The sequence below is a fragment of the Streptomyces hazeniae genome (assembly GCF_031845485.1).
In the GTDB taxonomy this organism is placed as follows: Bacteria; Actinomycetota; Actinomycetes; order Streptomycetales; family Streptomycetaceae; genus Streptomyces; species Streptomyces hazeniae.
The window spans coordinates 1-13872 of sequence record NZ_JAVREQ010000024.1; the positions used below are offsets into that span (position 1 = coordinate 1).

A 13872-nucleotide genomic window follows, 5' to 3' on the forward strand; every position below is an offset into this window, starting at 1 on the left:
TGTGGGCCGGTGACGGGTCGGCGCTGCGCCGGGCGCTGTTGTTCCTGGTCGGCGGGTTCCGGGGTGGGGCGAGTGGGGGGGGGGGTGGGGGTACTGGGGGTGCTCATGATCGTTCCCTTGTCGGACGGGGCGTCGTCCCACCGGGTCGGATCGAGGCGGTCGGGCGGGGCCGCGCCCCGCGCATGTGTGCAGCGTGTCCGTACTCGCGTCGCACGTGCGGCACCGGCCGCTGCCCCTCGCCGTGCGCCCCGTCGCACGCGCCGGGCCGGCTCCGCAACGCGCCGACACTTCCAGGGTCTCCCCACCCGGAGGCGGCCGCAATGTCGCCGCGTTCCGGCGGACCGCCCGCGCGAGCGAGGGCGGCGGCCCGCCGCCGGGGCGGGGAGGTGCGGCCGCGCGCCGGTCAGCCGCGTCCGCGACGTCGGGCGAGGGCGAGCACGCCGCCGGCCACCGCGGCGGCCGTGAGGCCGAGACCGAGCGGGAGCACGGCACCCGCGCCGCCGTCCCGCGCGTCCGCGGTACCGCCCACTCCGGCGGGCGGCGCGCCGCTGGGGCGCACCGTCGAGGGCGGTGGCGCGGTGGGCGTGAGGGTGGGCGCTGTCGGGGGCGTGGTGGTGGGTGTGGCCGTGGTCGGGGCCGGGGCGCCCGGTGTCGAGGCCGGCGGGTTCGGCAGGGCCGAGGCGCTGGGGCTCGTGCTCGCCGCCACCGGTGTGCCGGGCAGCGACTCGCAGGCGATGCCGTCCTCGTCGGTGTCCAGGCGGAAGAAGTCGAGGGGGTCCCCGTCCAGCACCTGCTGGGCCTCCAGCTGGGTCTCGAAGTCCGAGCAGTCCTTGTCCTGACCGCCGGGCTGGGCGTGTGCGGCGCCGACCGCCGGCAGCAGGGCGGTGCAGGCCAGGACCGCGGTGGCGGCTGCGGTGCGGAGGTGCATGGTCGGCCTCCTGACGTTCACGGTGTCGCGTCGTTCGAACGTAGGCGCGGTCGCACCCGCACGGTCAGCCCGACACCCCCGTTCGGGTGACCCCGCCCCGTCACCTCCCGGGCACGGCGGGGGGCCGCCACCGTGCCCGGCCGGGGCGAAGGTCGGCCCGGAGGGGTCAGCGGTGGGAGAGGACGTTGATCACACGGCCGTCGGGGTCCCGGACGAAGAAGCGCCGCACTCCCCACTCCTCGTCCTGCAACGGGTGCACGATCTCGGCGCCGCGTTCCCGCAGGAGGGCGTGGACCGCGTCCACGTCGTCCACCTCCACGCTCATGTGCGGCGTGACGGGCGCGGTCCTGTCGGCGGTCATCACACTGACCTGTGCCGCGGGGGTGGACGGCGAGGCGAGCGTCGTGATCCAGCCGAGGTTCATGACCTCCTCCATGCCGAGGATCGCGTAGAACGCGCTGTTCTCCTCCGTCGCGTCGGACTGGAGGACGGGCATGACGCGGCGAACGGCCATCGGTGAACTCCCGTGAGGAGAGGTGGGGTCGGACTCCACAGGAGTACTACGGGACACCCTGCCCCCGCACGCACCCCGGAGGCGCAGGGGCCGACGGCGGCGATGTGTTCCGTTGAGCGGACCGGGTACGCGGGCGGCGAGGCCGAATTGACGGTGCACGCCGTCGTCGTCGTGACGACAGGAGAGAGGCAACGGGCATGAACGGAACGCCGGATGCTCCAGCGACCGGGCGTCAGGACGCCCCCGTCGGAGACCTGGTGAAGCAGGCCTCCGAGGAGATCTCCCATCTGGTGCGGACCGAACTCCGGCTCGCGCAGACGGAGATGAAGCAGAAGGGTAAACGTTTCGGCATCGGTGGTGGCCTGTTCGGCGGCGCCGGGCTGGTCTCCGTGCTCGCCCTCCAGGCGGCGGTCGCGACCGCGGTCGTCGCCCTCGCCCTGGTCTGGCCGCTGTGGCTGTCCGCACTCGTGGTGACGGTCGCGCTGTTCGCGCTGGCCGGGGCGCTCGCGGCGGTGGGCAGGGACAAGGTCCGGCAGGCGGCGCCGCCGGTGCCGGAGGAGGCCATCGACAACGTGAAGACGGACGTCACCCACATCAAGGAGAGCGCGCACCGATGACCGAACCAGCGCCCAGCAGCGAGGAGACACCCGAGAAGCTGCGCGAAGAGGCGGAGGAGACCCGCGAGAAGCTCGGCGAGACGGTGCAAGCGCTGGCCGACAAGTCGGACCTCAGGGCCCACGCGCAGCAGACCGCGGCGGAGGTGAAACAGCAGGTGCAGGAGAAGACCGCGCAGGTACAGGAGAAGGGTGCACGCCTGCTCCGGACGGCACGGGACAGGACGCCGGAGCCCGTGCGTGACAAGGCCGCGCAGGCGGCGGAGCGGGTGACCGGCACGGCGCAGACCCTGGCCGCCAAGGCACAGGCGAACACCCCGGCTCCGGTGCAGGACAAGGCCGCGCAGGCGGCGGAGGCCACACGCGGCAAGCGGGGACTGCTGGCCGGCGGCCTCGCCGCGCTCGCCGTCGTGTTCGTCGCGCGGCGGAGGAAGAAGTCCCGCCGGTGAACGCGGCACGGATCGCGTACAGGCCCGTGGGCATGGTGCTGGGCGCGGCCGGCGGCATGCTCGCGGGTGCGCTGTTCAAGAGGGTGTGGAAGGCGGTCGGGAACGCCGACGACGCACCGAACGCCACGGACCGCGACCGCGGCTGGACGGAGGTCCTGGTCGCCGCGACGCTGCAGGGCGCGATCTTCGCCGCGGTCAAGGCGGCCGTCGACCGCGGTGGCGCCACGGCCGTGCACCGGCTGACGGGCAGTTGGCCCGACTGACGACGGGCGGCACCGGACCCCCACGCCCCCACGCCTCGGGGCCGGACTCCTGGCGGGAGTCCGGCCCCGAGGCGTGCGCCGACGGGTTCACAGTGAGGCAGTGAGGCGGTTGGGTGGTCAGGCGGTCAGGCGGTCAGGTGGCGCCTCCGGAGTGCGCACCCGGCCGGTCACTCGGGGAGCGCGTCGAGCCGCGCGGCGCAGAGCGCCGCCCGGAGGACCTGGATGCCGTGCGGCGTCGCGGGATCGAGACCGGTCAGCTCCCTGATCCGGCCCAGCCGGTAGGCGAGCGACCGCCGGTGCAGGTGCAGTGCCGCGGCCGTACGCTGCCGGTCCAGCCCGCAGGCGAGCAGGGACTCGAGCGTGCGGCGCAGGTCCGGGCCGCGGTCGAGCGGCTCCAGCAGCCGGGTCAGGCGCAGGCGTACGTCCGGCTGCCGCGCCACCGCGAGTTCCACGAGGAGGTCGTCCTCGCGGTACGGGCGGTCCCCCGCATCCGGCAGCGCCGTCACCAGCCGCAGCGTCCTCCGCGCCTCCCGGAGGGCGGCGGGCACTTCGGCGGGCGAGGCCCCGAACGCCTCCGCGGCGTGCAGTCTGCTCCGCCAGGCCCCGGCGAGATCGACGGCCAAGTCCCGCGCCACCTCCCGGGCCCGCTGCAGGGTGCTCTCCACCGGCACCGTCACCAGGAGTTCGCCGGTGGCCGGACCGCCGCGCCAGAGCAGCCCGGAGCGTTCGCCGAGCAGGCGTTCCACCGCGGCGGTGGTCCCCGCCGCCACGGCCGCGCCCCGCTCCCTCGGGCGGAACACCACCACCAGGTGTCCGGCGTCGGACTCCGGGCCCGGTGCGCGCCCGGCCAGCAGCGCGTCGAGCAGCAGCGCCCGCGCCGCCGGGGCGTTGCCCCGGGAACGGTGCACGTCCAGGTAGGACTCGGTCACCACGTCGAGCACGCGCGGCAGTTCCCGTACGCCCCAGGCCGTGAACGCCACGGGCTGCACCGACTCGCCGGGTTCGGCCACGGCGAGGCACGCCCGGAGTCCCGCGGTGTGCGCCACCTCGAAGCCGGCCCGGAAGTCGGCGAAGGGAAAGGCATGGAGGGCCCGGGAGCGCGCGAGCTCGCGGTAGACGGCGAGGTCGTCGCGGTGCAGCGGCTCGCCTCCCGGCGCACGGCACAGGACCGGGCGCCACGTCTCGTGCACCTCGTGCAGCAGGGTGATCCGTGCGGTGGACGGCTGCGCACCGTAGGCCCGCACGTGGCGCACCAGCGCGTCGCGGATCGCGAGCGCGGTGGCGTCACGTCGTGCACTCACACGCTCGAAGAAGCCCTGCCGACTGCTGCCCATCGTCTCTCCGGTAGTCCCTGTCGCCCGCCGCGACGGCGACCGAAGCGCGGGCAGGCAGCCCAACACGGCCCGGCCGCCGCGGCAATGGTGGTTGCCCGCGACACGGGTGTCCCGCGCCCCCGGGGAACGGTGACCGCCCCTGTCTCCGGCGGTCCCCGCCATGCGCCGGACGGGAGGATTCCGCCCCCGGGTTCACCCACGCGGGAGAGGTTCGGGGCCTCTCCCGCCCTCCAGCGCGCTCACGTGTTGAGACGCCACAGGCGCTCTGCTCGGATGTGCTGCCGGCGGCGAAGGACGCCGCCGCGAAAGGAACCCTCGATGAGAAAGCTGCGCACGACGCTGACCACGGCGGCCGTGACCCTGATGGCCGCCGGCGGTCTGAGCCTCGGCACCGCCGCCCCCGCGCACGCGGCCTGGCAGTGCTCGGTGCCGCCGGGCATGACGTACACGTGGAAGACCTGGGACGCCGGCTGCGGCGTGCCCAACGGCATGAGCTACAACGTCGTGGCGCCCTCGGAAGGGCTGTGGGCCTGCCTGGTTCCGGTGGGATGGAACTGGACCGACTCCCGGTCGAGTTCGCTGTGCAGCGCCAACGGCGGCTTCCCCACCACGGAGTACCGGCTGACCCGCGCCGGCTGACGCCGACCGCTCCCGCCGGGGCGCCGGGCCGGGCGGCCCGGCGCCCCGGCGCGTGCCGGCGTCCTCGCGTCAGGTCTCGGTGACGGCGGCCTGTGGCCGGATCGGCAGGCGGTTGACGGGACGGCCGGTGGCGGCCCGTACGGCGGAGGCGACCGCCGCGGGGGAGGCCACGACCGGCACCGCCGAGACGGCCTTGGCGCCGAACGGCGCCACCACGTCACGCTCCTCGACGAGTTTCACGATCCGGATCTCCGGTGCGTCGAGCGAGGTGGGTAGCGCGTAGGCGGTCAGGTCGGGGTGGCGTACGACGCCCTTCGCGACGCGCAGGTGCTCGGTGAGCGCCGCCCCGATGCCCTGGGTGACGCCGGCCTCGATGCGGGCCCGCAGTTGCTGGGGGTTGAGGACGCGGCCGACGTCCTGCGCGACCGCCATCTCCACGACGCGGATCGAGCCGAGTTCCACGTCCACGTCGACCACGGCGCGCACCGCGGCGAAGGCGAGACCGACGAACGCGTCACCCTGCCCGGAGTCGTCGAGCGGCTCGGTGGGGTGCGGGCGGCACTGCGCGGTCGCCCAGAGCTCCTTGCCCGCCAGCTCCTCCGCGACCGTGGTGGACAGCACCCCGTCGTACGAGGTGATCTTCCCGTCGGCGACGGTCAGCAGTTCTGTGGACATGCCGAACTTGGCCGCGAGCGGCTGGAGGAGCTGGGTGCGGACCATCTTCGCGGCGCGTTCCACCGCGCCGCCGGAGACCCAGGTGTGGCGGCTGCGTGCACCGGCACCGGCCGGGGGCTGGTCGGTGTCCACGGAGGCGACGTGCACCTCCTCGATGCCGAGGGTCTCCTGCACGATCTGCCGGGCGAGGGTGGAGAAGCCCTGGCCGGTCTCGACGGCCGCGCACAGCACGGTCGCCACGGTGCCCTCGACCTTCACCGTCGCCGTGCTGACCTCGTCCGTGCCCTCGGCCCCGAGCATGTGCACCATGCCCAGCCCGTAGCCCACGCCACGCCGCACGGCGCCCGGTTCGCCGGCGCCCTCGGGGCCGCCGGGCAGCAGCCACTCCGAGGCGGGGCTGTCCTTGGGCAGCGCCGGCAGCGGCGCGTCCCGTACGGCGGTGAGGAGTTCGGCGACGGGCGCGGGACAGGTGACGGTCTGGCCGGTGGGCAGCAGGTCACCGGTGGCAAGGGCGTTGCGCAGCCGCAGTTCGGCGGGTTCGACGCCGAGCCGGGCGGCGAGCTTGTCCATCTGGCCCTCGTACGCGGCGCAGACCTGCATGGCCCCCTCGCCGCGCAGGTGCCCGGAGGGCGGGTTGTTGGTGCGCACGGCCCAGCCGTCGACGACGGCGTGCGGAACGACGTACGGGCCGGCGGCGAAGGACACGGCGGCGGCCAGCGCGTCGGAGGACGTGTCGGCGTAGGCCCCGGCGTCGAGCAGGATCTGCGCCTCGACCTTGAGGAGCCTGCCGTCGGCGTTCGCGTGGTGCCGGTAGCGCAGCAGCGTGGGGTGGCGGTGGGCGTGGCCGAGGAAGGACTCCTCGCGGGTGGCGGCGATCTTCACCGGGCAGCCGGTGCGCAGCGCGAGCAGGCCCAGCGGCACCTGCATGCCGGTGTCCTCGCGGTCGCCGAGCGCGCCGGGCACGCCGGTGACCACGACCTTGACCTGCTCCGGCGACAGGCCGAAGCAGGCGGCGGCCTGGTCGCGGTCGGAGTGCGGGTCGGTGGAGGCGGTGTAGATCTCCACGCCGCCGTCCGGGCGCGGCACGGCGAGGCCCGCCTCGGCGCCGATGGGCGCCGGGTCCTGGCGGCCGATGCGGTACAGGCCCTCGACGACGACCTCGCCGGTGACGTCCGGGTCGCCGTAGCGCAGCGGGATGTGGCGGATCAGGTTGCCGTCCGGGTGCAGCGGCTCGGCCTCGAAGGACTGCTCCGGGTCGGTGACCGGGTCGAGCACCTCGTACTCGACGGCGATCGCGGCCGCGGCGAGCCGGGCGGTGTCGGGATGGTCGGCGGCGACGGCGGCGACCGGTTCGCCGTGGTGGCGGACCACGTCGCGGGCGAACGCGGGCCGGTCGGCGACTCGCCGGCCGTACGCCGGGTCGCCGGGCACGTCCTCGTGGGTGACGACGGCGCGGACGCCGGGCAGGGCGGCGGCCCGTGAGGTGTCGATGCCGGTGATGCGCGCGTGCGGGTGCGGGGCGCGCAGGATCGCCGCCCACAGCAGACCCTCGGCCCACAGATCGGCGGCGTACGGAAAGCTGCCCTCGGCCTTGGCTGCCGCGTCGACGGAGGGCAGGGAGGCGCCGATGCCGAGCGAGGGCTCGGGCGGGGCGGCCGGCCCGCCCGGTCCGACGGGCGTGCCCGGTCCGACGGGCGTGCCGTGGGAGGGGGTGCCCGGCACCACGCCCGGGCCGTCGGCCGTGCTGGTCATGCCGTCGCCTTTCGCGTGCGCGGGCGCGCGGTGCCGCGCGCGGTTTCGCGGGGTGCCCGGGAGCGGGAACGGGGGCGGCGGACCGGCGGACGTGTCACGCGTCGCCTCCCTCGGGCTGCCCCTCGCGGGCGGCACGGTCGGCACGGTCGGAGACCACCGTGTCGACCGCGTCCAGGACGCCGCGGTAGCCGGAGCAGCGGCAGAGGTTGCCGCAGATCGCCTGCCGGGTCTCCAGCTCGGTCGGCGCGTGGTTGCCCTCGAGCAGGTCGTGGACGGCCATGGCCAGGCCGGGCACGCAGAAGCCGCACTGGACGGCGCCGCAGGCGGTGAGCGCGCGCTGCACGTCGGACGGCTCACCGTCCTCGGCCAGGCCCTCGACGGTACGGACCTCACTGCCCGCCGCGGTGGCCGCGGGCACCAGGCAGGAGGCGACCAGCCGGCCGTCCACCTGCACCGAGCAGGCGCCGCACTCGCCCTGCGAACAGCCGTCCTTGGCGCCGGCGAGGCCGAGGCGTTCCCGGAGCACGTAGAGCAGCGACTCGCCGATCCACGCCTCGCTGACCGGCCGGTCCACGCCGTTCACCCGCAGCACGTACGAGACGTGGGGGTGGTCGCTGTGCGCGAGCCCGGCGGGGGCCGGTTCGGGCTGGTCCGCGGGGGCGGGGCCGGCGGGGTCCGGCGTACCGGGCGGGACCGGGTCCGCGGCTTCGGGGGGACCCGCGGCCTCGACGGGCTCGAAGGGCTCCGCGGCCTCGGCGGGCTCCGCTGCCGCTGCGGCACGGGCGGCGGGCGTGGTGACGTACTCGCCGGAGTCGTCCGGGCCCGGCCCCGAGCCGTCGTGCGGCCAGCCGTCGGCCCCCGCAGGTGCCCCGGACGCCTCAGCGGCCCCGACGCCCTCGGACGTGGCGGGCTCCGTCTCCGAAGCGGCGGCCGGGGGCTCGGTGCGCACGGTCGCGGCCGGTGCGGGCGGGGTGGGCACGCCGGCGCCCGGAGTGGACTCCACGAACGGGATCTTGCTGACCGATACGGCCCCTGCTCCGGCGGCGGCCGGGGACGGGACGGCCGGGGACGGCGCGGGCGAGGAGGGCTCCGGTGCGGCCGCAGGCTCGTCCGTCCCGGCGGCCTCCGCGCCCCCGGCCGGCTCCGCGTGCTCGCCGGCCGCGTGGTGCCCCGGCGCTTCCGGACCCCCCGGCACGGCCGCGGATTCCTCCGCCGGGGGGGCGTCCGGAACCGGCCCCGGCCACCCGGCCTCCTGCGCGGGACCGGGGAAGGGCACGGCACCGGCGGCCAGGAGGGGGTCGTCGCCGGTCGCGGGGAGAGAGCCGGGCTCGGGCCAGGTGGGCGTCCGAGGTCCGCCCGCCGGGCCTCCGGCGGGCGGGACGGGCGCGGGTGCGGGCGGTCCCGCGTCGTCCGGGCCCCCGGGAAGGGCGCCGACGTCGTTCCCGGACGCGGCATCCCGAGCGCCGGAGGGCGTGGAGTCGGCGTACGGGATCGCGCTGGACGGTGAGACGGTGGGCAGGCTCTCCGGGTCGAACGCGCCGCCCTGCTGAGGCACCTGTCCGGCGCCGTACCCGTCCGGTCCCGCATCGGGATGCGCACCGGGAGGGGCACCGCCACCGGGGCGCGGCCCGGCGGTATCTGCCAGGTCCGGCCGAGGGCCGCCCGGATGCGGCACGTCCGGCTGCGGCACGTCCCCGGGTTCCGGCCAGTGCACGGCGGGCGGGGCGTCCGCTCCGGGCGTACCGGCGAAGGGCACCTGACGGCGTGCGAGGGCGTCGGCGAGCTGCGTCTCCTGCCCGGCGGCGCCCACACCGTGTCCCGGGGCCTCGGCCGTGGCGGGACCGGAGTGCGGCCACTCCGCCGGCCCGTGCGGCGGCTCGACCGCGCCGGGAGCCTGCCGGGCGTGGGGCACGGCGGTGGTGTCGGGCCCGTGAGAGCGGTAGGGGTCGGGGCCGTCGCCGGGTGCGGACTCGTCGGGGCGGCCGGCGCCGCCGCCCGACCCGAGCGGGCGGCGCTGGGTGCGCGCCTCGTGCGAGCCGGCGAGGGCGGCCGCGGCACCCTGGCCCATCGCGGCGGCCATTCCGCCGCTCTGCGGGTGGGCGTCGGCGTCGTCCGCCGCGGCGCCGGCGCCGAAGGTGGCGTCGTCGTGGGCCGGGCCGGGGTGTTGCCCCCGCTCGGGGTGACCGCCGTGCGGCGCGGGATCGGAGGCCACGGCGAACGGCATGGTCCACTGCCCGGCAGCCGAGGGGTCGGTGCTCGCGGCCGGAGTCATCGGCGAACCGCCGAGGTGACCCCCTCCGCCGTGTACCGGCTCGCCACCGGGGCCCGTGGCCGTGGGCACGGCGTGCCCTTCCGTCCCGTAGTACCCGCTGCCGGCGTAGTCGGCTCCGGAGGAGTGGCCGGTGCCCGCGTACCCGGTGCCGGAGTGGCCGCCGGCCGCGCCGGGCTCGAAGTCGCCGAGTGCGGGCGGGGTGTAGCCCTGGCCGGTGCCGGGGGCTGCCAGCGGGTCGGCGCCGGGCAGGCTGCTGCCGGGGCCGGGGAGCTGCACGAACGCCGTGGCGTCCGCGTCGTACTCGCCGCCCCAACTCCCCGGCGCGGGCGCAGGGTGGCCGGCGTGCGGCGCGGGGCCGTGCCCGCCGTACTGCGCCGCGCCCGCGTCGTAGGGGGTGCCGTAGTCGCCGTAGCCGACGGCGCCCGGGGGGTATCCGGCTTCCGGGGGGTATCCGGCGTCCGCGTGGCCGTAGCCGCCGTGCCCGTCGCCGTACCCCTCGTGCGTGCCCGCTCCTGGGTTGCTGCCCTCGGGGCCGTACGGGTCCTGCGGGTCGTACGGGTCCTGCCGGTCGTGCGGCTCGTGGGTCATGCCAGCGCCCTCCCGAGTCCTCGGCGGGCCAGCGCCGCCACGGTGCGCCGCAGGTGCAGGGCGGCGGCCGGAAGTACGGGAGTCTCCCCGCCGTCCTCCGGAGGCGACGGGTCGGGGATGCACGCCATGGCGACGTACTCCCCGAACGCGTGCAGCGCCTCCGGGGCCAGGCCGCGGTCGCCGTCCCAGTCGATGAGCGAGGCGACCCAGCGTTCGGCCTCCAGCGGCCGCAGTGGCATCGGGGCGACGGCACCGACCGCGCAGCGCACCCCGCGCCGCGCCGGGTCGAGCACGACCGAGGCGGAGGCCAGGGCACGGCCGGGGCCGGTGCGGCCGGTGGCCTTGAGGAAGGTCTGCGGGGCGTGCAGCAGGGGCACCCGGACATAGCCGACGATCTCGCCGGGGCGGAGCATCTCCCTGCCGGAGAGCAGGTGGCCGACGGGGATCTCCCGCCGCGCGACGCCGCCCTCCCCCGGTCCGCCGGACGGCCCGGCGACCAGCACCGCCGCCTCCAGGGCGGCGAGCACGGGCAGGGTGTCGCCGGTGGGGGCGGCGCTGACGATGTTGCCGCCGAGCGTGCCGACGTTGCGGATCTGCGGCGGACCGGCCGCGCGCGCGGCGGCGGCGAGCGCGGGGATGAGCGCGGCGAAGTCGGGGCGGCCCATGCGGGCGAGGGTGAGTCCGGCCCCGAGGAGGGCGTGGCCGTCCTGGTACTCCCAGCCGCGGATCTCGCTGATCCGCGCCAGGCCGACGAGGGCGGCGGGGCGCAGCCGGCCGGAGTTCACGGCGGCCATCAGGTCGGTGCCGCCGGCGACGGGCACGGCCGCGGGCATGGCGGTGAGCGCGGCGACCGCTTCGTCGAGCGTGGCCGGCAGGGTGACCGGCGCGCCCGGCTGCGCAGCGGACTGCGCCGCCTGTGGTGCATGCGGTGCGTGCGTGCTCAATCCAGCTGCCCCTTCCCCGGCCGTCCCGGCTGCCCTGCCGTACGGTACGTGCTCACAGCCCGGACGTGGCAACTCTGGCACATCTCACTCGACTGCCGACGCGAGGGTCCGCTAGGGGAGAGCTGTGCCGATACCTTCCCTCGAGACCGGATCGCGGCGGTTCCGGCGGTACGTTCCGGTGCGTTCCGCATGCCGGGACGGATGCCGTTCGTCGCGTTCGCGTGCTCTCGGGAGATCCGGTGCGCGCGCGTCGCGGGCGGAGACCGACCACGACGGGTGCGCGTGCGTGCCGGGCGTGCACGGCCGCCCGTGCGCTGCGAGGCGTACGCCTCCACGGTCGCAGTCCGCGCCCGGGAACGGGGGCCGCTCGCGCACGCCTCACACGATCGGGGGTGGTCCCTCGATCGGGCGTCCGAGCACCCCGGGACGACGCTGCCACGGCCGGGGCCCGGCGGGCGGCCGGTAGTCGACGCCGAGGGCGTCGAGACGGGCCAGGTGTGCGCCCTCCAGCCGGTCGCGGAAGTCGTCGAACGGCCGCGCAGCGGGCGGCGGGAGGGCGGACCAGACGACCTCGGCGAAGGCCGCCAGCCGGGGGTGGGTCTGGTAGTCGACGCGCTGCCGGGTCTCCGCGGCCTCGGTCCACATGTTCGCCTGGGCGCCCAGCACCCGGGCCGCCGCGGGCGTTCCGGCCAGTCGCGGCGGCACGGGTTCGAAGCGGTAGACGTCCTCCAGGGTGCGGACGTGGCCGAGCGGCACCGGCTCGTCCTCGCCCGGGTGCTGGCGGTGGTCGAGGTACACCTGCTGCTCGGGGCACATCACCACGTCGTGTCCGGCCTCGGCGGCGGCGATGCCGCCCGCGTAGCCGCGCCAGGAGGAGACGACGGCGTCGGGCGGGAGGCGGCCGGCCCCGGCGTCGAGGATCTCGTCCCAGCCGACCGCACGGCGGCCGCGTGCCGCCAGGTGGCGTGCGAAGTGGCTCACGAACCAGGTGTGCAGGGCGGGTTCTCCGGAGAGGCCTTCGGTGCGGATGCGGTCCTGGGCGGCGGGCGAGGCACGCCACTCGCCGGTGGGGACCTCGTCGCCGCCGACGTGGATCCAGGGCGAGGGGAAGAGTTCCAGGACCTCCTCCAGCACCTCTTCGTAGAAGCGCAGCGTGCGGTCGGTGGGCGCGAGCACGTGCGGGCTGACGCCCCAGTCGGTCCAGACGCCGAGGGCGGCGGTGTCGACGGCGTCGGCGTTGCCGAGTTCGGGGTGGGCGGCGACGGCGGCCTGGGAGTGGCCCGGGACGTCGATCTCGGGGACGACGGTGATGTGGCGTTCGGCGGCGTACGCGACGATCTCGCGGACGTCGTCGTGGGTGTAGAAGCCGCCGTGCGGGCGCTCGTCCCACAGCGGGGAGGCGCGGTGGCCGAGGCGGGTGCGGGGCCGCCAGGCGCCGACCTCGGTGAGCCGGGGGTGGCGGCGGATCTGCAGACGCCAGCCCTGGTCGTCGGTCAGGTGCAGGTGCAGCACGTTGAGCTTGTGCAGGGCGAGCAGATCCAGGCAGCGGAGCACGTCGTCCTTCGGCTGGAAGTGCCGTGCCACGTCCAGGAGGTGGCCGCGCCAGCGGAAGCGGGGCGCGTCCTCCACGTGCACGGGCGGGACGGTCCACGGGCCGCCGCGGACCGGGGCGCGCCGGTAGGCGGCGGGGTGCAGGAGCTGCCGCAGGGTCTGCACCCCGTGGTGGACGCCCGCCGCTCCGCCGCCCGTGATCCGCACGCCGCCCGCGTGGACGTCCAGCCGGTAGGACTCCGGGCCGGGCCCGACGGCGGAGCCGTCGTCGTCCACGGCCAGCGCGACGTACGGGCCCTCGTCCCCGCTGCGGCGGGGCGGGAGCGGCAGCCCGGTGGCGGCGCCCAGGGCGGAGCGCAGCAGCCGGGCCGCGCCGTCGGTGCCCGGCCCGGCCTCGACGGCGGTGGTGCCGGTGAACGTGAACGGGGGGCCGCCGGCGGTTTCCAGGACACGCGGGGCGGGGATCAGCCGGGGTTTCTCCGGCACGGGGCATCAGTCCTTCACGGCGCCGCCGAGGCCCGAGACCAGGCGGCGCTGTACGGCGACGAAGAAGACCAGCACGGGCACGGTCATCACGGTGGAGGCGGCCATCACGCCTCCCCAGTCGGGGGTTTCGGTGTCGAAGAAGACCAGCAGTGCCATCGGGAGGGTGGAGTTCTCGGTGGCGCTGATGAGGAACGACTTGGCGAACAGGAAGTCGTTCCAGGTGGAGATGAAGGAGAACACGCTGGTGGCCACCAGCCCGGGGAGCACCAGTGGAAAGAGGATCTGCCACAGGAACCGGCTGCGGCTCGCGCCGTCGAGGTACGCCTGCTCCTCCAGGGACGCGGGAACGGCTTTCACGAATCCGCGCAGCATCCACACCGCGAACGGCAGGGAGAAGGCGAGATGCGGAAGGATCAGGGAGACCAGCGAGTTGAGCGCGCCGACGTCCCGCATCAGGAAGAACACGGGAATGGTGAGCGCCTCGATCGGGACCATCTGCGCGGTGAGGAACATGATCAGCACGGTGGTGCGGAAACGGAACCGGAATCGGGCGACCGCGGTGGCCGCGAGAAACGCGATGAGCGCGGAGGCGACCACGACGGTCCCGGCGACCAGCAGGCTGTTGAGGAAGTAGCGGCCGAAGTCCTGCTGGGTGAAGACCCGCTGGAAACTGTCCAGGGTGGGGCTCGTCGTCCACGGCACGGGCCGGTCGGACTGCACCTCGGCCTGCGGCTTGAACGCGGAGAGCACCATCCAGTAGAGGGGAAAGGCGACCACCAGTGCGGTCGCGAGCGCCCCGGTCTCGGCGAGCAGCCGCCAGGGGCGCCGAATCCGCGGCAGGCGTACGCCGCGGGACGCGGTCG

General features: G+C 76.0%; 12 protein-coding genes. 4 read left to right on the plus strand and 8 right to left on the minus strand.

Annotated features, from left to right (window positions below; translation table 11 throughout):
- Positions 1-403: 403 nt before the first annotated feature.
- Positions 404-928, minus strand: coding sequence for an excalibur calcium-binding domain-containing protein (locus RM572_RS22785; protein ID WP_311675286.1), 525 nt, complete (start codon positions 926-928; stop codon positions 404-406).
- A 166-nt stretch (positions 929-1094) separates the two neighbouring features.
- Complete coding sequence (locus tag RM572_RS22790) at positions 1095-1442, minus strand: VOC family protein (protein WP_311675287.1); 348 nt, start codon at positions 1440-1442, stop codon at positions 1095-1097.
- Positions 1443-1639: 197 nt separating this feature from the next.
- On the opposite strand from RM572_RS22790, the gene RM572_RS22795 reads away from it, so the two are divergent.
- From RM572_RS22795 to RM572_RS22805, 3 genes are read left to right on the plus strand one after another with little or no spacing between them, the layout of a single operon-like run.
- Positions 1640-2059, plus strand: coding sequence for a phage holin family protein (locus RM572_RS22795; protein WP_311675288.1), 420 nt, complete (start codon positions 1640-1642; stop codon positions 2057-2059).
- Positions 2056-2505 carry a DUF3618 domain-containing protein gene (locus RM572_RS22800; protein WP_311675289.1) on the plus strand — a complete coding sequence of 150 codons (450 nt, stop codon included), beginning with the start codon at positions 2056-2058 and terminating at the stop codon, positions 2503-2505. Before RM572_RS22795 ends, RM572_RS22800 begins: the two co-directional genes overlap by 4 nt.
- The gene (locus RM572_RS22805) at positions 2502-2768 is read left to right on the plus strand and encodes a DUF4235 domain-containing protein (RefSeq protein ID WP_311675290.1); all 267 of its coding nucleotides are present in this window, start codon (positions 2502-2504) and stop codon (positions 2766-2768) included. Before RM572_RS22800 ends, RM572_RS22805 begins: the two co-directional genes overlap by 4 nt.
- A 167-nt stretch (positions 2769-2935) precedes the next feature.
- On the opposite strand, the gene RM572_RS22810 is transcribed toward RM572_RS22805, so the two are convergent.
- Positions 2936-4069 (minus strand): PucR family transcriptional regulator, encoded by a 1134-nt coding sequence (locus RM572_RS22810; RefSeq protein WP_311675291.1) that lies wholly within the window; start codon positions 4067-4069, stop codon positions 2936-2938.
- A 351-nt stretch (positions 4070-4420) separates the two neighbouring features.
- Here RM572_RS22810 and RM572_RS22815 point away from each other — a divergent pair, with 351 nt between their 5' ends.
- Positions 4421-4741 carry a hypothetical protein gene (locus tag RM572_RS22815; protein WP_027763450.1) on the plus strand — a complete coding sequence of 107 codons (321 nt, stop codon included), beginning with the start codon at positions 4421-4423 and terminating at the stop codon, positions 4739-4741.
- Between the two features lie 69 nt (positions 4742-4810).
- On the opposite strand, the gene RM572_RS22820 is transcribed toward RM572_RS22815, so the two are convergent.
- The 5 genes from RM572_RS22820 to RM572_RS22840 form a co-directional block, all read right to left on the minus strand.
- On the minus strand, positions 4811-7168 hold the full coding sequence (locus RM572_RS22820) for a xanthine dehydrogenase family protein molybdopterin-binding subunit (protein WP_311675292.1): 2358 nt from the start codon (positions 7166-7168) through the stop codon (positions 4811-4813).
- Positions 7169-7262: 94 nt separating this feature from the next.
- Entirely contained in the window at positions 7263-10028 is a 2766-nt protein-coding gene (locus RM572_RS22825; RefSeq protein ID WP_311675293.1) for a 2Fe-2S iron-sulfur cluster-binding protein, read from the minus strand.
- Positions 10025-10972 (minus strand): FAD binding domain-containing protein, encoded by a 948-nt coding sequence (locus RM572_RS22830; RefSeq protein WP_394813682.1) that lies wholly within the window; start codon positions 10970-10972, stop codon positions 10025-10027. Before RM572_RS22830 ends, RM572_RS22825 begins: the two co-directional genes overlap by 4 nt.
- A 378-nt stretch (positions 10973-11350) precedes the next feature.
- Positions 11351-13009, minus strand: a complete 1659-nt coding sequence (locus tag RM572_RS22835; RefSeq protein ID WP_394813683.1) for a beta-N-acetylhexosaminidase — start codon at positions 13007-13009, stop codon at positions 11351-11353.
- A gap of 6 nt (positions 13010-13015) precedes the next feature.
- Positions 13016-13840 (minus strand): carbohydrate ABC transporter permease, encoded by an 825-nt coding sequence (locus tag RM572_RS22840; protein ID WP_311675349.1) that lies wholly within the window; start codon positions 13838-13840, stop codon positions 13016-13018.
- Positions 13841-13872 lie beyond the last annotated feature (32 nt).